Source organism: Serinicoccus kebangsaanensis (assembly GCF_008919445.1).
Lineage (GTDB): Bacteria > Actinomycetota > Actinomycetes > Actinomycetales > Dermatophilaceae > Ornithinicoccus > Ornithinicoccus kebangsaanensis.
This window is the reverse complement of the sequence record NZ_VSLG01000003.1, coordinates 67,725-88,467: the sequence shown is the minus strand read 5'-3', so window position 1 is coordinate 88,467 and position 20,743 is coordinate 67,725. Positions and strand designations below refer to the sequence as shown.

Annotated in this window: 18 protein-coding genes; 10 read left to right on the top strand and 8 right to left on the bottom strand. The window is 72.6% G+C overall.

What is annotated here, in order from left to right; genetic code table 11:
- Nucleotides 1-909 carry a carbohydrate ABC transporter permease gene (locus FXF60_RS04415; RefSeq protein WP_151524060.1) on the bottom strand — a complete coding sequence of 303 codons (909 nt, stop codon included), beginning with the start codon at nt 907-909 and terminating at the stop codon, nt 1-3.
- Complete coding sequence (locus tag FXF60_RS04410; RefSeq protein ID WP_238335703.1) at nt 909-2,219, bottom strand: ABC transporter substrate-binding protein; 1,311 nt, start codon at nt 2,217-2,219, stop codon at nt 909-911. The genes FXF60_RS04415 and FXF60_RS04410 overlap by 1 nt, the downstream gene beginning before the upstream one ends.
- Before the next feature lie 211 nt (nt 2,220-2,430).
- On the opposite strand from FXF60_RS04410, the gene FXF60_RS04400 reads away from it, so the two are divergent.
- Together FXF60_RS04400 and FXF60_RS04395 are read left to right on the top strand one after the other, a co-directional pair.
- Entirely contained in the window at nt 2,431-3,258 is an 828-nt protein-coding gene (locus FXF60_RS04400) for a L,D-transpeptidase family protein (protein WP_238335702.1), read from the top strand.
- Between the two features lie 17 nt (nt 3,259-3,275).
- Nucleotides 3,276-3,968 (top strand): YwaF family protein, encoded by a 693-nt coding sequence (locus FXF60_RS04395; protein ID WP_151524059.1) that lies wholly within the window; start codon nt 3,276-3,278, stop codon nt 3,966-3,968.
- Here the strand turns inward: FXF60_RS04395 and FXF60_RS04390 are convergent.
- Complete coding sequence (locus FXF60_RS04390; RefSeq protein WP_151524058.1) at nt 3,959-5,134, bottom strand: acyl-CoA dehydrogenase family protein; 1,176 nt, start codon at nt 5,132-5,134, stop codon at nt 3,959-3,961. The genes FXF60_RS04395 and FXF60_RS04390 overlap by 10 nt on opposite strands.
- A 51-nt stretch (nt 5,135-5,185) precedes the next feature.
- On the opposite strand from FXF60_RS04390, the gene FXF60_RS04385 reads away from it, so the two are divergent.
- Nucleotides 5,186-7,582: a xanthine dehydrogenase family protein molybdopterin-binding subunit gene (locus FXF60_RS04385; protein ID WP_238335701.1), complete on the top strand. Its 2,397-nt coding sequence runs from the start codon at nt 5,186-5,188 to the stop codon at nt 7,580-7,582.
- Nucleotides 7,583-7,639: 57 nt separating this feature from the next.
- Here FXF60_RS04385 and FXF60_RS04380 read toward each other — a convergent pair whose 3' ends face one another.
- Nucleotides 7,640-8,584, bottom strand: a complete 945-nt coding sequence (locus FXF60_RS04380; RefSeq protein WP_151524057.1) for an aldo/keto reductase — start codon at nt 8,582-8,584, stop codon at nt 7,640-7,642.
- Between the two features lie 92 nt (nt 8,585-8,676).
- Here FXF60_RS04380 and FXF60_RS04375 point away from each other — a divergent pair, with 92 nt between their 5' ends.
- From FXF60_RS04375 to FXF60_RS04365, 3 genes are read left to right on the top strand one after another with little or no spacing between them, the layout of a single operon-like run.
- Entirely contained in the window at nt 8,677-9,582 is a 906-nt protein-coding gene (locus tag FXF60_RS04375; protein ID WP_151524056.1) for an oxygenase MpaB family protein, read from the top strand.
- Nucleotides 9,579-10,121 (top strand): 2'-5' RNA ligase family protein, encoded by a 543-nt coding sequence (locus FXF60_RS04370; RefSeq protein WP_192796590.1) that lies wholly within the window; start codon nt 9,579-9,581, stop codon nt 10,119-10,121. The genes FXF60_RS04375 and FXF60_RS04370 overlap by 4 nt, the downstream gene beginning before the upstream one ends.
- On the top strand, nt 10,118-11,608 hold the full coding sequence (locus FXF60_RS04365) for a cryptochrome/photolyase family protein (protein ID WP_151524054.1): 1,491 nt from the start codon (nt 10,118-10,120) through the stop codon (nt 11,606-11,608). The genes FXF60_RS04370 and FXF60_RS04365 overlap by 4 nt, the downstream gene beginning before the upstream one ends.
- Before the next feature lie 9 nt (nt 11,609-11,617).
- Here FXF60_RS04365 and FXF60_RS04360 read toward each other — a convergent pair whose 3' ends face one another.
- Nucleotides 11,618-12,091: a PPOX class F420-dependent oxidoreductase gene (locus FXF60_RS04360; RefSeq protein WP_151524053.1), complete on the bottom strand. Its 474-nt coding sequence runs from the start codon at nt 12,089-12,091 to the stop codon at nt 11,618-11,620.
- Between the two features lie 25 nt (nt 12,092-12,116).
- Entirely contained in the window at nt 12,117-14,069 is a 1,953-nt protein-coding gene (locus tag FXF60_RS04355) for an HNH endonuclease signature motif containing protein (RefSeq protein WP_151524052.1), read from the bottom strand.
- A gap of 485 nt (nt 14,070-14,554) precedes the next feature.
- Between FXF60_RS04355 and FXF60_RS04350 the strand changes: the two genes are divergently transcribed.
- Nucleotides 14,555-15,103 (top strand): acetyltransferase, encoded by a 549-nt coding sequence (locus FXF60_RS04350; RefSeq protein WP_238335700.1) that lies wholly within the window; start codon nt 14,555-14,557, stop codon nt 15,101-15,103.
- 13 nt (nt 15,104-15,116) lie between these two features.
- On the opposite strand, the gene FXF60_RS04345 is transcribed toward FXF60_RS04350, so the two are convergent.
- Nucleotides 15,117-16,274 carry a M20 family metallopeptidase gene (locus FXF60_RS04345; RefSeq protein ID WP_151524050.1) on the bottom strand — a complete coding sequence of 386 codons (1,158 nt, stop codon included), beginning with the start codon at nt 16,272-16,274 and terminating at the stop codon, nt 15,117-15,119.
- Between the two features lie 11 nt (nt 16,275-16,285).
- On the opposite strand from FXF60_RS04345, the gene FXF60_RS04340 reads away from it, so the two are divergent.
- Nucleotides 16,286-17,518, top strand: a complete 1,233-nt coding sequence (locus FXF60_RS04340; protein ID WP_151524049.1) for an amidohydrolase — start codon at nt 16,286-16,288, stop codon at nt 17,516-17,518.
- A complete protein-coding gene (locus FXF60_RS04335; RefSeq protein ID WP_151524048.1) occupies nt 17,515-18,474 on the top strand; it encodes a diacylglycerol/lipid kinase family protein in 960 nt (319 codons plus the stop codon). Before FXF60_RS04340 ends, FXF60_RS04335 begins: the two co-directional genes overlap by 4 nt.
- Before the next feature lie 7 nt (nt 18,475-18,481).
- Here FXF60_RS04335 and FXF60_RS04330 read toward each other — a convergent pair whose 3' ends face one another.
- Entirely contained in the window at nt 18,482-19,216 is a 735-nt protein-coding gene (locus tag FXF60_RS04330) for a flavodoxin family protein (RefSeq protein ID WP_151524047.1), read from the bottom strand.
- A gap of 90 nt (nt 19,217-19,306) precedes the next feature.
- On the opposite strand from FXF60_RS04330, the gene FXF60_RS04325 reads away from it, so the two are divergent.
- Nucleotides 19,307-20,725 carry a vWA domain-containing protein gene (locus FXF60_RS04325; protein WP_151524046.1) on the top strand — a complete coding sequence of 473 codons (1,419 nt, stop codon included), beginning with the start codon at nt 19,307-19,309 and terminating at the stop codon, nt 20,723-20,725.
- The last annotated feature ends 18 nt before the right edge of the window (nt 20,726-20,743 follow it).

Here is a 20,743-nt window from a genome sequence, read left to right as displayed (position 1 = left end):
TCAGTCCCTCCCGCCGAGCCGGAGCAGCCGGGTCTGGGCCAGGGCCACCACCGCGATCATCACCGTCAGGATCACCGCGCCCGCGCTCCCGTCGCCGAAGTTCTGGCCCGACCCGAGGGCCGTGTAGTAGAGGTAGACCAGCGGGGGTCGGGCGTAGGGCGGGTAGCTGCCGAAGCTGGACAGGATGTTGTAGAACTCGTCGAAGGCCTGGAAGGCGTTGATGAGGAGCAGCAGCAGCACCGCCGTGGACGCGGGGAGCAGCTGCGGCCAGGTGATGTGCCGGAACACCTGCCAGCCCTCCGCCCCGTCGATGGCGGCCGCCTCGTAGAGGTTGGCCGGGACCCGCTGCAGCGCCGCGAGGAACAGGATCATGTAGAACCCCACCTGCAGCCACAGGCGCGCCGAGACGATCACCAGCCAGTACCACGGCGGGTCGGTGATCGAGAGCCAGGGCACGGGGCTGACGCCGACCAGGCCCAGCGCGGCGTTCGCCACACCGGACCGCATGCCCGAGAAGATCGACATCTTCCAGATCAGCGCCGCCACGACGTAGGAGCAGGCGACCGGCAGGAAGAACACCGACCGGAAGAAGGCCTGCATCAGCCGGGTCCGCGCCACGAGCACCGCCGTGAGCAGCGACAGCGCGAAGGTCGTGGGGACGATGAAGGCCGCGAAGACGACGAAGGTGAGCAGCGAGTCGCGGAACGCGCGGTCGGCCAGCATGTCCCGGTAGTTGGCGAGACCGACGAACTCGGTGGGGGTGACGGTGTTGTACGCCTCGAAGAAGGAGAGGTAGACGCTCCAGCCGATCGGGACGTAGATGAACAGCACCAGCCCGGCGAAGAACGGACCGACGAAGACCCAGAACCAGAGGTTGACGTCCTGGCGACCCCGGAGGCGCCCCAGCATCAGGCGGTGACCCGCTCCAACTCGTCCTCCACGATCGGCACCAGGGCCTCGAGCTCGGCCTGCGCGTCGGCGCCGTCCCGCACCACCCGGCTCATCATGTCGTTCCACGCCGTCGCGCACCGCGGCGTCCACAGCAGGGGGGTCTGGGCGTGGCCGTACTCGGTCACGTAGGCCGCTGCGTCTGCCGCCGGACCCGAGGTCAGGACGTCCGCCTCGGGGACCAGGCTGGCCCGCGAGGGCACGTGGAACCCGTAGGACGTCGCGAAGTCCAGCTGCTTGTCGGTCTGGTCGATCCACAGCCAGCGGACGAACTCCCTGGCCGCCTCGACGTCCTGGGCCCGGGTCGACACGCACGAGCCGTAGGCGCCGACCGGCACCGAGGGTGCCCCGCCCTCCATCGCGGGCCAGGGGATCGCTCCGAAGTCGTCACCGAGCGCCTCGCTGATGGCGGGGAAGGTCCACAGGCCGGTCCACTGCATGGCCGCGCGGCCGGAGGTGAAGGCGGTGGCGTCGAACCAGTCCTGGGCCTCGCCGAGCAGCAGCGACTCATCGGTCCACAGCGTCCGCAGCACGGTGAGGGCCTCGGCCGCTCCGGCGGCCTCGAACCCGACCTGGTCCTCGTCGAGGTAGTCCAGCCCGGCCGACCACAGCATCGGGCCACCCAGCAGGCCGGCGCCGCCGTCGTTGCCGAGGAAGAGACCTTTGACGTCGCCGCGGCTCAGCTCGCGCGCGGCGGCCACCAGGTCGGGGATCTGCTGGGGCGGCTCGATCCCGGCCTGCTCCAGCAGGCTCGGCCGGTAGACCAGCACCTGCATGTCGAGGACCTGCGGGACCGCCCAGATCATGCCGTCGTAGCTCATCCGCTCGATGAGCGAGGGGGTGAAGTCGTCCAGGGTGTCGCCGAAGAGGTCGGTGAGGTCCGCCACCTGCCCACCCTTGATCATGTCGATGGTGGGGCCGTTGCCGTACTCGAAGACGTCGGGTCCGGCATCCGTGAGCAGCGAGGCGGCGGTGGACTGGTCGTAGTCACCGGGCTTCCACGAGACCGTCACGTCGGCGTCGGGGTAGTCCGCGGCATACCGCTCGACGGCCTCCTGGGTGCCCGCCTCGCCGTACTGGTGGTACCACTGCGCGATGGTCGGACGGCCTCCACCACCGCTGGCGGCACCGGCGTCGTCGCTGGCCGAGGTCCCGCGGCCGGTGTTGTCACCGCACGCGGCCAGGGAGGCCCCCAGGGCTCCCGCCCCGGTCAGCGCCAGCATGCGGCGGCGGGACAGGCTCGAGCTGGGGCGCAGTGGGCGAGCCATCATGGACCTCCTGGTGCGGGACGGGCGCGGTCGTGATGGAGGCAGCATATTCGGCCGCGCGCGGATGTGACGGGTGGGACGACTGAGGTCACGATTGCGCAACAGTGCGAGTGTGCTGGCAACGTGGAGGTGTGCCGATCCCGTCTACTGGAGACGACACTCACGAAGGGGAACCGGAATGCGAAGGCAACGACTGGTGCGAGACGCAGGACGCGTGCTCGCCGAGCCGCTGCAGCGACGCGCGCTCGTCAAGGGCGGCGCGGGTCTGATGGTGGGCGCGATCGTGGGGGGACTGCAGGACGACGGTGCCGTCTTCGTCCGCGCCGAACCGGAGCCGGAGCCCGAACCCGAGCCGGAACCGGAGCCCGAACCCGAACCAGAGCCCGAACCCGAACCTGAGCCGGAGCCGGAACCAGAGCCCCCGCCGGAGCCGGAGCCGGCTCCGCCGTCGATCCTGCAGCGGGGCAACGCCGGGGATGAGGTCTGGGTGCTGCAGGAGCAGCTCAACGCCTCCGGCTACTGGTGCGGTGCGCCGGACGGGGGCTTCGGGCACCTGACCCAGCAGGCGGTGTGGGCGCTGCAGAAGGCGCACGGGCTGGGTCGGGACGGCATCGTCGGCCCCAACACCTATGCGGCCCTCGCGACCGGCTACCGCCCGGCTGCGGCCTACGGCGGAGACCACGTCGAGGTCCATCTCGCCAGCCAGCTGCTGCTCGTGGTCCGCGGCGGGTGGGCGAGCATGATCCTCAACACCTCGACCGGCAACGGCGAGCCCTACAAGTTCGAGAAGCGCAGGTACGACGCGAACACCCCCACCGGCGACTTCGCGGTGTGGCTGACCCACAGCAAGGGCTGGCGCGACGGTGAGCTCGGGAAGATGTACCGGCCGATGTTCTATTACGGCAACTACGCGGTTCACGGCTCGCAGTCCATCCCGCCGTTCCCGGCCTCGCACGGGTGCGCCCGCGTGTCGGTCCCCGCGATGGAGATGATCTGGGCCCAGGGGCTGCTCGGCATGGGTGACCGGGTCGTCGTGATCTGAGGCCGGCCGGAGGCGTCGTGGACTCGTTCCTGGACCCCCATCCGGAGTGGATCACCATCGGTGGTGGCCAGCATCTCGGCTACGTCCTCGCCCTGCTGCTCCTGGCCCTCACCCTGCTCGGCACCCGAGGCTGGGTCCGGGAGCACCAGGTCGGCGTGCGACGCGTCCTCGCCGTCGTGGTGCTCCTGCAGCAGCTCACCCTCTACGGCTTCTACGCGATGACCGGGTGGGACCCGGCGGAGACGCTGCCGCTGCACATCTCGCGGGTGTCCGCCCTGCTGGGCCTGGTCTACCTGCTCACCGGCAACCGCAGGGTGATGGACGTCCTCTTCTACTTCGGGCTGTGGGCGTGGGCGAGCTTCGCCTACCCGCAGAACATCCAGCCACCCACCAACATCCTGGGCTGGAGCTTCTTCGTCAACCACGCGGTCACCCTGCTCATGCCCGTGCTCGCCTGGGTGACCACGGACTGGCGCCCCAGCCTGCGCGGGCTGAGGTGGGCGCTCGCCTGGTTCGCCGCCTACCTCGTCGTGGCCGTGGGCGCCAACGCGCTCTTCGACGGCAACTACTTCTACCAGCGGGAGCGGCCGCTGCTGCCCTGGCTCGGTCAGCCGTGGTACCTGCTGGCGTCGATGGCCGCCACGGTCGCCCTCTTCGGGCTGGGGTATGCCGTGAGCCGCCGGCTCCCGGGAGCCCGACCTCAGCGGTAGGCCGGCTCGCCGGTGAGCGCCTGCCCGACGACGAGGGTGTGCATCTCCTCGGTCCCCTCGTAGGTGAGCACCGACTCGAGGTTGTTCGCGTGCCGCATGAGCGGGTAGTCGCCGGAGATGCCGTTCGCGCCCAGGACGGTGCGCGCCGTGCGGCAGATCTCCAGCGCGGCCGTGACGTTGTTGAGCTTGCCGACGCTGACCTGCTCGGGCCGCAGCCCGTGCTCGTCCTTGCGCCGGCCCAGGTGCAGCGCGAGCAGGGTGCCGGTCGCCCAGGCCTGGTGCATCCGGGCCAGCTTGGCCTGGGTCAGCTGGAAGCCGCTGATCGGGCGACCGAACTGCTCGCGCGTGCCGGCATACTCCAACGCCGTCAGCAGCGCCGTCCGGGCAGCACCCATGGCGCCCCACACGATGCCGTAGCGGGCCTCGGACAGGCAGGACAGCGGCCCCTTCAGGCCGCGCACGCCCGGCAGCACCGCGTCCCCGGGCAGCCGCACCTGCTCCAGGACGACCTGCCCGGTCACGGAGGCGCGCAGCGACAGCTTGTGGCTGATGGTCGGGGTCTGGACACCGGCGGTGCCGGTGGGCACGACGAAGCCCCGGACGCCGTCGTCAGTCCGGGCCCAGACGACCGCGACATCGGCCACCGGGGCGTTGGTGATCCAGGTCTTGGTGCCGTCCAGGATCCAGTCGGACCCGTCCTGGCGGGCGCGGGTGGTCATCGAGGCGGGGTCCGAGCCGTGGTCCGGCTCGGTGAGCCCGAAGCAGCCGATCCGCTCGCCGGCGGCCATCGCCGGCAGCCACTCCTGCCTCTGCTCCTCGCTGCCGAAGGTGTGCAGGGCGTGCATCGCGAGCGAGCCCTGCACCGAGACCATCGAGCGGATGCCGGAGTCCGCGGCCTCCAGCTCGGTGCAGGCCAGGCCGTAGTCGACCGCGCCCATCCCGGCGCAGCCGTAGCCCTCGAGGTGCATCCCGAGCAGGCCGAGCCGGCCGAACTCCCCGACCAGCTCGCGCACCTGCGCAGCAGGGAGGTCGCCGTTCTCGTACCACCCCGCCACGTGCGGGAGCACCAGGTCGGCGCAGGCCTGGCGGACGCTGGCCCGGACCGCGCGTTCGTCCTCGGTGAGCAGCGAGTCCAGGTCGAGCAGGTCGTGGGTCGCAGCAGGCATACCACCATCATGCCGGTCGCCGGTCGCCTCCCGGGGAGGCAGGATGGGCTCATGACCGAACCGATGCGCGGGACCTCGATCCTCGGCACCGAGGTGCGCCGGGTGGAGGACCCTGACCTGCTGCGCGGTCGGGGCGACTTCGTGGGCGACGTCGACCTGGCGGACCCGACCGTGCTGCACGCCGCCTTCGTCCGGAGCCCGGTGCCGCACGCGCTGGTCCGGGGCATCGGGACCGGCGCCGCGAGCGACGCGCCGGGGGTGGTGGCGGTCCTCACCGCGGCGGAGCTCGGCTCCGACCCGGTGCCGCCGTTCGCCCAGATCAACGACCGGATCGGGCGCACCGCGCTCGCCACCGACCGGGTCCGCTTCGTCGGCGAGCCCGTCGCGCTCGTCGTGGCGACCTCCCGCGCGGCGGCCGTCGACGCCGGTGACCTCGTCGACGTGGACTACGAGGAGCTCGACGCCGTCATCGACCTGGAGGAGGCGCTCGGGCCGGACGCGCCGCGGCAGTTCCCGGAGCTGGGCAGCAACCTGGCCCTGGCGGTGAAGGACCCGGAGGGCGAGCCGGACGTCCTGGCCGGGGCGCACCACGTGGCGCGGCTGCGGATGGAGAACAACCGGATGGCCACCAGCCCGATCGAGGGGCACGGCATCCTGGTCCGCCCGACGCCGCTGGCCCCGGCGTCCGGTGAGGCCGGCGAGGTGACCGGGCTGGACGTGACGCTCGGGACGCAGCACCCCCACCTGGCCAAGCGGCTGCTGGTCCGCTGGACCGGGCTCCCGGCCGACGACGTGCGGGTGCGTGCGCCGCACGTGGGAGGGGCGTTCGGCGGCAAGGCCGGGATCGTGCCCGAGCACGCGGCGGTGGTTCGCGCCTCGTGCCGTCTGGGCCGGCCGGTCCGCTGGGTCGAGACGCGCAGCGAGAGCATGCTGTCGATGAGCAGCCGCGGGCAGGTGCAGTACGCCGAGCTCGGCGTGGACCAGGAGGGGCGCATCACCGGGATGCGGGCGCGGCTGGTGGGCGACTGCGGCGCCTACGCCGGTTTCGGCGGCTCCTTCGCCAGCGGCTCCACCCGCACCATGTCCGAGGGCGCCTACCGGATCCCGCGGCTGCGCTACGACGCCGTCTCGGTGCTGACCAACACCGCCCCGACGGGTGCCTTCCGTGGCGCCGGCCGACCGGAGGCCGCCGCGATGGTGGAGCGCCTCGTCGACCATGCCGCGCGGGAGAGCGGGTTGACCCCCGAGGAGTTCCGGCGCCGCAACTACGTGCCGGCCGACGCCTTCCCGCACGAGACCAAGTTCGGGGCGCGCTACGACACCGGTGACTACGCGGGCACCCTCGAGGTCGCGCTGGAGCGGGCGGGCGTCGAGGGTCTGCGGGCCGAGCAGCGTCGTCGGCGTGAGCAGGGGGCGTCCTGGCAGCTCGGCATCGGGATCGCCAGCTACGTCGAGGTCACCGGGTTCGGCGGGTCGGAGTATGCCGGCATCCGGGTGGCCCGGGACGGCTCGCTCACGGTCATGGCCGGGACCTCCGCGCACGGGCAGGGCCATGCGACCGCCTTCTCGATGCTGGTCGCGGACCAGCTGGGGCTGCCGATGGAGCGGGTGACCTACGTGCAGTCGGACACCGCGCAGGTGCGCACCGGGGGAGGCACGGGTGGTGCCCGGTCGCTCCAGCTCGGCGGGAGCGCCGTGCTGGGTGCGGCGGTCGAGCTGCGCGAGCGGGCCACCCGGGTGGCGGCCGACCTGCTCGAGGTCGCCGAGGCGGACATCGAGCTGGTCGACGGCACCTTCTCCGTGCGCGGCGTCCCCGGTGCAGCGGTCGACTGGGACGACGTCGCCCGGTACGCGCACGACGAGTCGGACGGTCTGCAGGTGGACCACGACTTCTCCCAGGACGGCTCGACCTTCCCGTTCGGCACCCACGTCAGCGTGGTGGAGGTCGACGTGGAGACCGGGGCGGTCCGGCTGCTGCGGCACGTCGCGGTCGACGACTGCGGCGTCGTCGTCAACCCGCTGCTGGTGCGTGGCCAGCAGCAGGGAGGCTGCGTGCAGGGGATCTCGCAGGCGCTCTGGGAGGAGTTCCGCTACGACGAGTGGGGCAACCCGGTCACGGCGAGCTTCGCGGACTACACCCTGCCCTCGACGGGGGACCTGGTGCAGCTGGAGACCACCTCGACCACCACCCCGACCGACCGGAACCCGCTGGGGGCCAAGGGGATCGGGGAGGCTGCCACGGTGGGGTCCACCCCGGCGGTGCAGAACGCGGTCGTCGACGCGGTCGCGCACCTCGGCGTACGCCACGTCGACATCCCGTGCACCCCGGAGCGGGTGCTCACCGCGATCCGCGAGGCGCAGCGGGGGGAGCACCACCCCTGGCGGGAGCCGCCCGCCGTCTTCGACGACCTGCCTGACCTCGATGCCGTGGACGACGTCGAGGTCTGAGCCGGCGGCGCGGAGTCGCGCCCGCTGACGGTCCGGTGCCGGGCCGGTCGGGCTCGGTCAGAAGCTCGCCGACGCCTCGTCCAGCTCGGCCACGTCGTCCTCGGTGAGCCGCAGCCCGGTCGCCGCCATGAGCGGCGCCAGCTGCTCGGGCCGGGAGGCGGAGGCGATCGGAGCGGTCACGCCCTTGGCCAGCAGCCAGCCCAGGGCCACCGTGGCCGGCTCGACGCCGTGCCGGTCGGCCACCTGCACCAGGGCGTCCACGACGGCGAGCCCGCCGGCCTCGGCATACCGTCGGGCGGCGCCTCCCCGGGCGTTGCCGTCGAAGTCGGCCTCGGTGCGGTACTTGCCGGTGAGGAAGCCGGAGGCGAGGGCCGGGTAGCAGAAGACCGCGAGGTCGAACTCCGCGACCAGCGGCGCCAGCGTGCGCTCGTAGTCGCCCCGGGAGACCAGGCTGTAGCGCGGCTGGATCGCCGTCGGCAGCGTCGCGTCCTGGCTCGCGGCGGTCTCGAGGAACTCGCGCAGCCGCGCCGGGGTGTAGTTGGACAGGCCGAGTGCTCGGGCCCTGCCGCTGGTCACGACCTCGTCGAAGGTGGCGACCTGGTCGGCGATGGCGACGCTCTCGTCGTCGGCGTGGGCGTAGTAGAGGTCCACGTGGTCGGTCTCCAGCCGGTCCAGCGACTCGTCCAGGGCGGCCAGGACGCTCGCCCGCCCGAGCCCCTGACGATCGGGCTTCTTGCCGACCTTGGTGGCCACGAGCACCTGGTCGCGGTTGCCCCGGTCGGCCATCCACCGCCCGATGATCGCCTCGGACTCGCCGCCCTCGTGCCCGTCGGCCCAGGCCGAGTAGGCGTCGGCGGTGTCCACGAAGGCACCGCCCGCGTCGAGGAAGGCGTCGAGCACCGCGAAGCTGGCGTCGGCGGAGGCGGTCCAGCCGAAGGGGTTGCCGCCGAGGTTGATCGGTGCGAACGGACGGTCGGTGCCGGGGAAGGTGGGGGTCTGCATGGGGCCGACGGTACGCGTCGGCACCGCGCGCCGTCCGCTTGGCCTGGACGGGGTGCACCGGGGGTGCGAGGATCGACAATCCTGGGTTCCACATGTCGATCACGTCGGAGGTGCCGGTGCCGGTGAGCGTCGGACGGCTGCAGACCGCCCTGGGCAGCGCCCTCCGAGCCCGCGTGGCCGGGCAGGACGCGAGCGTCCGTGCGGCGCGCATCTGGGACACCCCCGGCGAGCGCTGGTTCACCGAGGACGACCCGGTCTGGCGTGTCCACGCCGACGCGGCGATGTTCCCCGGTGGCGTGGCGGCCCTGCTCCTGCAGATGCTGCACCCGATGGCGATGGCCGGTGTGGCAGGCCACTCGGGTTACCGGGGGGACCCGTGGGGTCGGCTGCAGCGGACCAGCACCTACCTGGCGGCCACGACCTTCGGCACGGTCGAGCACGCGCTGGAGACCATCGGGCACGTCCGCGACATCCACGAGCGGGTGCGCGGCAAGGACGCCCTGGGCCGGAGCTACCACGCCTCGGACCCGCACCTGCTGCGGTGGGTCCACGTGGCTGAGGTCCGATCCTTCCTGCAGGCCTACCAGGCGTTCGCCCGGCGTCCGCTCACCGAGGACGAGGCGGACACCTACGTCGCGCAGGCCGGGGTCTCGGCCGCGCACCTCGGCGTGCTCGACCCCCCGGGCTCGGTGGCCGCCCTGGAGGAACAGCTGCTCGCCTACCGCGGCGAGCTGGCGGCCACCGAGGCGGCGCGGGATGCGGCGCGCTTCCTGCTGACCGAGCCGCCGTTGCCGGTGGCTACCCGGCCCGGTTACTGGGCCATCGCCGCCGGCGGCCTGGCCGTGCTGCCACGGTGGGCGCGGGTCGAGCTCGGCCTGCCGGCCTCGCCCGCGCTGTCCCGCACGCTGCTGCGTCCTCTGGGCCGGGCCAGCACGTCGACGGTGCGCTGGGCGATGGCTGGTGTCGCACGGGACCGGGAGCAGGACGCGGCCGCGTGAGCCGGGAGCACGCCCTGGAGCTGGTGCTCGCTCCCGACGACGACGAGCGCGTGCGGTCGACCTGGCAGACGTTGGAACGTGGTGGGGTCCGCTCGTCCGCCCGGCACCGCGGCCCCACCCACCGGCCCCACCTGACCGTCGCGTCATCGGCGTCCGCCCCGGACGAGAGCGTGCTGCGCCGGGCGCGCGAGGTGTGGGCGCCGCTGCTGCCGCTGCGGCTGGGGACGGGCGGGCTGGTCCTGCTGGGTCGACGGCGGCTGAGCCTCGCCGTGCTGATCGTGCCGGCCCCGGCCGTCCAGGACGCCCGGGCCCGGACGGTGCGCGCGTGGCCGGGCGTGGACGAGCGGCCGTGGGTCCCGCACGTCACCCTCGGCACCCGCCTGCGCGTCCCCGAGGTGGGTGCTGCGCTGGCCGTGCTGTCCGGCGCACCGTCACCTCGAGAGCCGGTCCGGGCGCCCACCGGGCTGACCGCATGCGGTCTGCGCTGGTGGGATCCCGAGCACGAGGTCGTGTCGGACGTCGCCGGAGCGGCGGCATGAGCGGGCGCTCCACCCGGCTGCGCCTGGTCTACCCGCACCAGCTGCACACGGAGCAGCTGCACGTCCCGCCCGGGACGGTGCTGGTCGTGGTGGAGGAGGACCTCCTCTACCGCCAGTACCCCTTCCACGCGCACAAGCTGGTCCTGCACCGGGCCGCCACCCGGCGGTTCGCGGACCGGGCCAGGGAGCAGGGCCTGGACGTGGAGGTCGTCGAGTCCTCGCCGGACCGCACGAGCGGCCGTGGGCTGGTGGAGCTGGTGGAGCGTCTGCGGCCCGGCCAGGTCACCGTGCTCGACGTCGCCGACGACTGGCTGGGACGGCACTGCCGCGACCAGCTGCGCGAGGGCGGCTACGAGCTGCGCACGGAGGACGTCCTGGACACGCCGGGCTTCCTCACCACCCGCGAGCAGGTCAGGGAGCACTTCGCGTCCGGCGGGGCCCGGATGCAGCACTTCTACGCCTGGCAGCGTCGACGGCTGGACGTGCTCATGGACGGCGACCAGCCGGTGGGGGGCCGGTGGTCCTTCGACACCGAGAACCGCAAGAAGCTGCCTTCCGGTCACCCCGTGCCGGACCCGTCGCTCGGGCCGGCGCGACGGCATACCCGCGTCACCGAGGCCGTCGACTGGGTCGGCGAGCACTTCCCGGACGCCCCCGGCGACCCCGGGACCTTCTGCTGGCCGACCTCACCCGCGGAGGCGGATGCGGCGCTGCGCCGCTTCCTGGACGAGCGGTTCACCCAGTTCGGGCCGTACGAGGACGCGATCAGCCGGGAGCACCCGGTGATCTTCCACGCCGCCCTGACACCCGGTCTCAACTGCGGGTTGATCGACCCGGCGCAGGTGCTGGAGCGGGTCCTGGCGGCCGCGGACGAGCACGACGTGGAGCTCGCCAGCCTGGAGGGCTTCGTGCGCCAGCTGATCGGGTGGCGGGAGTACATGCGCGCGACCTACCGCCTGTGGGGGCGACGGATGCGCACCAGCAACGTGCTCGAGCACGGCCGGAGCCTGGACACGTCGTGGTGGACGGGGGAGACGGGGCTGGAGCCGGTCGACCTCGTGATCCGCCGCGTGCTCGAGCGGGGGTATGCCCACCACATCGAGCGGCTGATGGTCCTGGGCAACGCGCTGTGCCTGCTGCGGGTGCACCCGGACGAGGTGTACCGGTGGTTCATGTCGCTGTTCGTCGACGCCTACGACTGGGTCATGGTGCCGAACGTCTATGCCATGAGCCAGTTCGCCGCGGGCGACGCGATCACGACCAAGCCGTACGTCTCCGGAAGCAACTACCTGAGGAAGATGTCCGACCTGCCCGCGGGGGACTGGCGGGAGGCGTGGGACGGGCTCTACTGGACCTTCGTCGAGGACCACCGTGAGGTCTTCGAGGCCAACAGCCGCGCCGGCTTCGCGGTGCGCACCTGGGACGGGATGGCGCAGGAGAAGCGGCAGTCCCACCGGGACGCCGCAGCGCCCTGGCTGGGCCGGTAGCCCCGTGCCTCAGTCGTCCTGGTCGGCCAGCCGAGGGGGGAAGCCGCCGGTCGCGACCGGGGACCAGCGGGTGGGCGTGATCCGCAGCAGCGACTTGCCCTGGTCCCGCATCGCCTGGCGGTACTCGTCCCAGTCCGGGTGCTCGCCGGAGATGCAGCGGAAGTAGTCGACGAGCGGCTCGATCGCCTCCTCGCCGTCGAGCACCTCGCAGCTGCCGTCGACCTGGACCCAGGCGTCGCCGAAGTCGTCCGACGTGACGAGGATGCTGACCTCGGGCTCACGCCGGGCGTTGTGCGTCTTGGCGCGGTCCGGGTAGGTCGAGATGACGATGCGGCCCTCCTGGTCAACGCCGCCGGTGACGGGGGAGGCCTGCGGGTGGCCATCCTTGCGGCTGGTGATGAGCACGAGGTTGTGCCGCGGGCGGACGAAGTCGAGCAGGGCGTCGCGGTCGACGTCGGTCGTGGTAGCGATGGTGCGTGGCATGACGCCACTGTGTCACTGATCGGTCTCAGAAGGGAGGTGGGGCGTCGGGCCGGTCGCCCCAGGGCTGCTGCGGCCCGCTGTCCTCGCTCTCGGTCTCGCTCTCGGTCTCGTTCTTGCTCTCTGGCTCGGACGGCGAGCCGAATCCGAGGAGGCTGGGGAGGGTGGCCAGGTCCTCGCGGGGCCCGTGGCGCCGCTGCCCGTCGCGATCCCGGTGGGTGAGGCTGATCCAGCCACTGAGTCGTGGGTCGTGGTCGGTGGCGCCGTCCGCGTCGTCGTCATCCGCGAGCAGGGCCGCCGTGCCGCGGTGGGCGAGCGCGGTGTAGAGAGCGCGGCAGGCCAGGTCGAGGTCTTCCTCCTGCCCTCCGCAGACGGTGTTGCGTTCGCCGCCGGCCCCGCCGGCCCCGCCGGCCCCGCCGGCCGCGTCGGCCTGGGCGCGGATGGTGGGGAGGTACTGGCGGTAGTCGTGCGAGCGGGTCCGCTCGATCTGGCCCAGCAGGGTCTCCCAGGTCAGGTCGCGGTTGGGGGCCATGGTCGTGGACCACCAGCCTGCGGTCTTCAGCTGGTGGCTCGCGACGTCCTTGAGGCTCAGGTTGGTCTCGGTCGTCGCGCCGCCATCACCCCAGGGCGTCTCGTGGTCGATCTCGCACGCGGCTGCCGGTCGCCGGTTGCCCGGGGCACGGGAGTAGACGTCCGCGGCGACGATCTGTCGGCGCATCGCGGCGTCCGGACGGTAGGAGGTGATGCTGCGCTCGATCAGTCGCCCGTCCGCTGGGTCGGTGAGCAGTCTCGTCAGCGTGGCACCTGGCGTGAGGGCCAGCTCCCGCGCGTGCCCGGGGGTGATGAAGGCAGGGTGCCGCCCCAAGATCTCGCCGACGGTGCCCGCGGGCCCGGACCGGGGGTCGCCCGAGCGGTCAGTGCCGGGACCATCCGGTGGGGCGGGCGGTGATTCGTCGTGCTCGCCGTGGGTGTCGCGGGCTGGATCGTCGGCCGAGCGCTCTGGACCGGATCGATCCGGTGGGGCGGGCGGTGATTCGTCGTGTGCGTCCGGGGTGTCGCCGGGTGGGTCGTCGGCCGCGTCTGCGGACCGGCTGGTCGAGGGGGACGCGAAGGCGGTCCACGGCACGACGACCTGCAGCGAGATGTGGGGCTGGGCAGTGACGACCTGCGCGATGTGCTCGGCACCGTCCGGTGTGAGCAGCGGATCGGTGTCGCTCTCGGGCGGGTCCACCCGGCCGTGCAGCAGCAGGGTCTGGGCCACGTCCGAGCGCAGCTGCGCCAGGGTCCGCTCGTCGCCGCCCTTGCGCAGCGCCTTGGCGCAGGAGTCCACCCGTTGGGAGATCGCGCAGAGGCTGGTCAGCGGGCCGGTGATCGCGAGCGTGGCCGTCGAGTCGTCGTCGACCCGCATCCAGAGGCGCCGCTCGGCGCGTGCCTCACGGCGACGCTCACGCTCGGACTGCACGTCCTCGCCCTCGACCCGCACCGCCTCCCGCTCGAGGGCGGCCCAGAACTCCGCGGCGTGCCAGGGTCGGTCCAGCAGCTGACCGTCCGGCCCGCGGCGCTCCGGCACCACCGTCGCCGCATCGGACCCGAACAGTGCTTCGGCCACCAGCGCTCCCGACTCGGCAGGCAGGGACCCGCACCGGTCCCAGAAGCCGCGCACATGGCCCCAGCCGGCCAGGCCGCTGCGCAGCGCCTCGTGCACCACGGTGCGCACCGACACCGGCGCACAGGCCACGCCGACGAGCTGCCGTGCCTCCTTGATGCCCACACCCAGGGCGATCTGCAGCTCGGCGCACGCGAGCCGCTTCGTCTCGGCCCGCCAGCGTCGACGCTGACCGGCGGAGAGCTCCTCGACGTCGGAGAACCCCTTGTCCGCCAGCAAGGCGCTGCCGACCTCGGCGGCCAGCTCGCGGGCCGATGTCAACAGCTCCGCCTCGAGCGTGCAGCGGCGGGCGGCGACCTCCCGGACGCGCGCCATGGCGGTCGAGCCATCCGCGCTGCCGTGCAGGACTCGCGGGCTGTCGTCGGTCTTTGGGACGGTCGCGGTGGGCTGTGGTGGAGTCGAGCTGCGCTGTGGTCGACTCGCAGAGGTCTGTGGTGGAGAGGGGGCAGACAGCTCCAGGACCACGCGACATCCCCCGAGCGAGGACGTCTGCACCCGCGGGACGGAGGACATCCGCTGGGAGGAGGAGACGAGTCGGTGCAGCCGTGCCTCGCACGCCGTCGACCCGCGCGGCTGTTCGTGCGCGGCCCCCTGGCCCCTGTGTCGACTCATCGTCCCTCCCTTCGATGGGTTGATGTTAGCACACATGTTCGAACAGCAGAAGGCCCCGCGCACAGAAGCCTCGCGCCCAGAAACTTCGCCGACGCCGGTGGCGAGCAAGGTCCGGGATGGCTGCGAACCCTCCAGTCAGCCACACTGGCCGGGTGCAGGGTGAGCAGTTGGTGCTGAGGTCGGACGACGTGAGGATTGCGGAGTTCGTGGGCGACGGGTGGCGCGTGGTCGCGCGCTCGTGGGCCGCGCAGCTCACCGCGGCGAGGATCGATGCCGATGCCCTCTCGGACATCGTCCGGCGTGGCCGTCGTCACGGCACCCTGCGCGAGCTCGACGGCGGGGATGTCGAGCCGGTCCTGGCGCTGGACTCGGCGACCCTGGGCGACTATCCGGGTGGGATCGCGACCCAGCACACTCCATTGACCAGGTCGACCGCTTGGGCGACGCCCGCGAGACGAGGCTTCGGGGCTTTCGACGAGGCCGGGCGGGCGATCGCGATCACTTTCGTCGACCTCGACGGGCAGCACGCCGAGACCGACTTCACGGTGGTGGTGCGAGAGCGTCGAGGCCTCGGCCTGGGCACGGCTGTCAAGGCGGCATCCGTGCTTACCCTCCGTGCTGAGGGAGTTGAGGTCTTTCGCACCGGAGGGTCCGCGGAGAACAGTGCCGGTCTCGCCTCGAACCTCGCCCTGGGATACGTCGTGGACGAGGAGTGGGTGACGCTCTCCCCGAGCTGACCAGAGCCGGAAGTCAGCGCGCCACTTGCTCGACGATCCCGGCCATCAGAGCCGTCTGCCGGGCCAGCCCGCTCACCAGCACGTGCTCGTGCCGGGCGTGCGGGCCTGCGCCGATCCCGCCGAGCCCGTCCAGCACCGGCAGCCCCCGTGCGGCGATGAAGTTGCCGTCGCTGGCGCCACCCACCGGCTCGTCCCGCACCTCGACGCCGAGGTCCGCGCCGGCGGACCGGGCCAGGGCCAGGAGGCGCTCGGTGTGGGCCGTCGGGTTCATCGGTGGTCGGTTCCGGTCGATCGAGACCTCGAGCCGGCAGCGCTCGTCGGTCGGCCGGAGGGCCTCCAGCGCCGCGACCACGCGGTCCTCCTCGGCAGGGTGCTGGATGCGCACGTCGACAGCGCACGTCGCGTGCCCGGCGACCACGTTGCGCCCCGTGCCTCCGGAGATCGTCCCGCAGTTCACCGTGGTCTGCCGCTCCCTGTCGGCGAGGGAGAGCACCGTGGGCACCAGTCGCGCGAGCTCGTGGACGGCGCTCGCGCCGGCGTCCGGGTCGAGCCCGGCGTGCGACTCGACGCCGTGCACGGTGAGGTCGGCGAACACCATGCCCTTGCGCCGGGTCTTGACGGCACCCGCCGCGCTGGGCTCGGCGATCAGCGTGACGAGGGCGTCACCGGCCGCCTCCTCCAGGTGCGGGCGCCCGCCGCGAGAGCCGATCTCCTCGTCCGCGGTCAGCAGCAGGCGGACGTCGGGGTGCGGCAGGCCCAGCTCGCGCAGCGCCAGGACCATCCACACCGTCTGGACGATCCCCACCTTCATGTCGAGCACCCCCGGGCCGGTGAGCCGGTCGCCGTCCCGACGCAGCGGCCACTGCGCGAGCGTCCCCTCCGGCCACACGGTGTCGTAGTGCGCGAGCGAGAGGACGTGTCCGGCCGGGCCGCTGCCCGTCCACGTCAGGTCGAGCACGTCCCCGTGCTCACCCCCGTCGTGCTGCGTGCGTCCGGACGGCTCACCCAGCCTCCCCACGAGGTATGCCTCGATCCGCGGCAGTGCGGCCTGCAGCAGGTCCCGGCGCTGGCTCGGCGTCTCCAGGCCCACGAGGAGCGCGAGGTCGGCGAGGACGTCGTCGAGGTGGGCGGTCACGTAGTCCCGCGCCGCGGCCGCGTGAGTGGTCGGCATACCCTCACCGTATGTCTGATCCCGCCACGATCCTCGACGACCACCCCGATCTGCGCGCCTCGCTGCACGATCTCTACCGCCACCTGCACTCGCACCCGGAGCTGTCCATGCAGGAGGAGGCGACGGCCGAGCTGATCGAGGACCGGATGAGCGGGCTGGGCTACGACGTCTTCCGGTGCGGCGGGACCGGGGTGGTGGCGACCCTGCGCAACGGCGAGGGACCGGTGGTCGGCTTCCGGGCGGACACGGACGCGCTGCCGGTGCAGGAGGACACCGGCCTGGACTACGCGTCCACGGCGCGCGGGACGCTGCCGGACGGGACCGCGGTGCCGGTGATGCACGCCTGCGGGCACGACATGCACGTCACCGCCGCCATCGGCGCGGCGACCCTGCTGGCGCAGGACCGGGACGCCTGGTCGGGGACCGTGGTCTTCCTCTTCCAGCCGGGGGAGGAGACGGCCCAGGGGGCCGCGTCGATGCTGGCCGACGGGCTCTGGGACCGGGCGGAGCGCCCGGAGGTCATCTACGGCCAGCACGTGTGGCCGGGGGTCACCGGCACGATCGACCTCACCCCCGGTCCGGCGATGACCTACTCCGACGCGTGGAAGGTCACGGTCAAAGGTCGTGGCGGTCACGGCTCGCAGCCGGAGTCGACGATCGACCCGGTGGTCCTGGCCGCCCACATGATCGTGCGGATCCAGAGTCTGAAGAGCCGTGAGGTGCCGGCCCAGAAGGCGGCGGTGATCACCATCGCGACCATCCACGCCGGGCTCAAGGAGAACATCATCCCGGCCACCGCCGAGTTCACCGTCAACATGCGCAACCTGGACGCCGACGTGCGCGAGCACCTGCTCGACGGGCTCCGCCGGGTCATCCTCGCCGAGGCGATGGCCTCGGACGCACCGGAGCCGGAGATCGAGGAGCTCTACACCTTCCCGCTGCTGGTCAACGACGAGGACGAGACGGCCCGCGTCGTGGAGGTGCTGCGCGGGGCGATCGGCGAGGAGCAGGTCGACGAGATCCCGGCGGTCATGGGCAGCGAGGACTTCGGTGCCCTCCCGGACGCGATCGAGGTGCCCGGCGTCTACTGGTTCTTCGGCGGTCTCACCCGCGACGAGGTCGAGGGGGAGGAGCCGACGGTCACCAACCACTCGCCCTTCTTCGCGCCGCAGCTCGAGCCCACCCTCGGTGTGGGCGTCACCGCGGCGCACGCGGTCCTGACCGACCGGCTGGCGCGCGCATGACGGCCGAGGAGACTCGCGACGGGGCCGGCGACCGGGGCGTGCTCGTGCTGTCCAACTCCGCGGCAGGCAGCTCCGAGGGGGACGTCGTGGAGCAGGTCTGCGCCCACCTCGAGTCCTGCTCCGTGCAGCAGCTCGACGTCCGCGCACCGGGGTCGGACGAGGAGTATGCCGCCGCGGTCGCCTCGGCGGCCGGGCGGGACGTCGTCGTCATGGGTGGGGACGGGTCGGTCCACCGCTTCCTGCAGGCCGTGCACGACCAGGACCTGCTGGGGCGCATCGGCGCCGTGGGCGTCGTGCCCCTCGGGACCGGCAACGACCTCGCGAGGGGAGCCGGCCTGCCGCTCGACCCCCGCGAGGCGGCCACGGTGGCGATCGAGGGCAGCCCGCTCCAGCGCGGACTGATGGTGGACCACACCGGGTCGGTCGTGGTCAACGTCGTGCACGCCGGCGTCGCGGCGGAGGCCACCGCGCACGCCAGCGAGGTCAAGGGGACGTTCGGCAAGGCGGCCTACGCCTGGGGCGCGCTCCGGGCGGCCGGGCTGACCTCGAAGGGCTGGCACCTGCGGGTGCGGGTCGACGGCGAGGGCACGGCGGACGACGACCGGCCCGAGCTGATGGTGTCCCTAGCGCTGGGCAATTCGGTGGGGGGCGGGACCCCCGTCGCGCCGCATGCCCGGCCCGACGACGGCCAGGTCGAGGTGGTCGTGGCGCACGGTGTCTCTCCGTGGGCACGGGTGGGCTTCGCCCGGGACCTGCGCAAGGGCCGGCACACCCGGCGCGAGGACGTCACGCTCACGTCGGGGCACGAGATCGTCGTGGAGGCCGCCGACGAGCAGGACGCCTTCCGGGTCAACACCGACGGCGAGGTCGAGCAGGACCGGGTGACCCGGCGGTCCGGGCGGCTGCTGGACCAGGGCTGGACGTTGCGGGTGCCGCAGGAGCGGGCGCGCCGCTAGGGGTGGATCAGCCCTCGTCCGCCACCGGGCGGGGAGCGGCATACCCGAAGAGCTCGCCGTCGGCCAGCGCGTTGCGGTCGTTGCCGTAGGTCGGCAGGCCCCCGGCGGAGCGCAGCAGGTGGGCCAGGTGCATGAGGTTCCAGCTCATGATCGTGGCGTTGCGGCGGGTGAAGTCGCTGTCGAAGCCGACCGGGTCCTGGCCCTCGCGCGGGTCGCCGTAGGACGGTCCGGGGCCGATCTCCCCGATCCAGCCGCAGTCCGCCTGCGGCGGGATGACCAGCCCGAGGTGCTGCAGCGCGAAGAGCAGGGACATCGAGGTGTGCTTGACGCCGTCCTCGTTGCCGGTGATGACGGCGCCCCCGACCTTGCCGTAGTAGATCGACTGACCGGCGTCGTTGAGCTCACCGGACATGGCGTAGAGCCGCTCGATCACGGTGCGGCACACGGAGGACTCCTCGCCCAGCCACAGCGGGGTGCCCAGGACCAGGATGTCGGCGGCCTGCACCCTCGGCCAGAGGTCGGGCCACTCGTCCTGCTCCCAGCCGTGCTCGCGCATGTCCGGCTGCACCCCGGGTGCGATGTCGTGGCCCACGGCGTGCAGCCGGTCGACGGTCACACCGGCCCCGGACATGAGGTGCTCCACGACGTCGAGCAGACGCCCGGTGTGCGACCGGGCGGGCTCGGGCGTGAGCGAGCAGTTGATGAGCAGCGCGGTGAGCTGCTCGTAGCGGGGTGCCTCCATGGCTGACCTCCTGGAGAGTGGGTGGGGTGCCAGCGTGGCACGGTGGGGTTAGCCTGGGGAGCCTGGATCGCCAGGACCGAGGGGACGACCGTGAAGACCACGACCGCTACGACGACCGCGCTCGCGCTCGCGCTGGCACTGGCCAGCTGCGACGGCACCTCCGGATCGGAGGAGAGCGCCCCCAGCGGCACCCAGGTGAGTGACGCGGTGGAGGAGTCCACCGACGCTGAGGAGGACGCGGCCGCCACCTCCGCCCCGCCGGCGGCCTCGGGGATCCCCGAGCTGGTGCCGGTCGAGTGGGCGGACGCCCCGCGCGAGCTGACCGACGTCGAGCGGGAGTTCATGTACGCCCCCGGCCCCTACGCGGGCGATGCCTACGACGAGGACGCGGCCTACCAGGCGGTCCTGGCGATGGAGCCGCAGAGCGCGCAGGAGTGGCAGCGCGCGATCCAGTCCCAGGTGCAGGGCGACTACGCCGAGGACGTCAAGGCCGCGATCCTCTTCGACCCCAGCCTCTCGGACCGCGCGGCCGAGCCGACCGAGGGCGAGGCGCCGCAGGCCGAGACCGTGGGCAGCAACCACTTCGCGATCGTGCTCGACGCCAGCGGTTCGATGGCTGCGGAGGCCAGGAGCGGCACCCGGATGGCCGAGGCCAAGGCGGCGATCGCCGAGTTCGCCGACACGCTGCCGGAGGGGTCGACGGTGAGCCTGCGGATCTACGGCCACGAGGGGGACAACACCGATGCCGGCAAGGCCGAGTCGTGCGAGTCCAGCGAGGTCGTCTTCGAGGGGGACGCGGCCGGCTCGGGGCTGGGTGAGGCGCTGGACGAGGTGGAGTCGGTGGGCTGGACCCCGCTCGCGCGCGCGGTGCGGGACTCGGCCGACGACATACCGGAGGACGCCACCGACGGCATCGTGTATGTCGTGACCGACGGGTTGGAGTCGTGCGGCGGGGACCCGGTGCAGGCGGCGCAGGACCTGGCCGGGTCCGGCGTGGAGCCGATCGTCAACGTCATCGGCTTCGAGGTCGGTGACGCCGACCAGCAGGCGCTGCGGGCGATGGCCGAGGCCGGCGGTGGTGAGTTCACCGCGGTGGGTTCCGGCGCCGACCTGGAGGAGTACTGGGCGGAGGAGTACGACCGGATGATGCAGGCCTGGAACGAGTGGCAGCAGGCGGAGATGCAGCGCATCTCGGACGAGGGCCGGGACAACATGGAGGAGGCCTCGGACGTCGGGCGCCGCCTGATGGAGGGCGCGGACGCCGAGGGCGACCACGCGATGGACCTCGCGAGCCGCCTCGGCGACGAGGACGTCGTCGACTACGACACGGGCAACGACGTCTGGCGCTGGGCCTATGACCGCAAGAACGACATGTGGCGCTGGGCCTACGACCGCAAGAACTCGAACTGGCGGGCGGCCTATGACGAGAAGAACCTCAACTGGCGGGACGTCTACGACAAGGGCAACGACAAGTGGTCGGAGTACTACCGCAAGCAGGTCGGCGACTGAGCCCGACCTGAGGTCCGA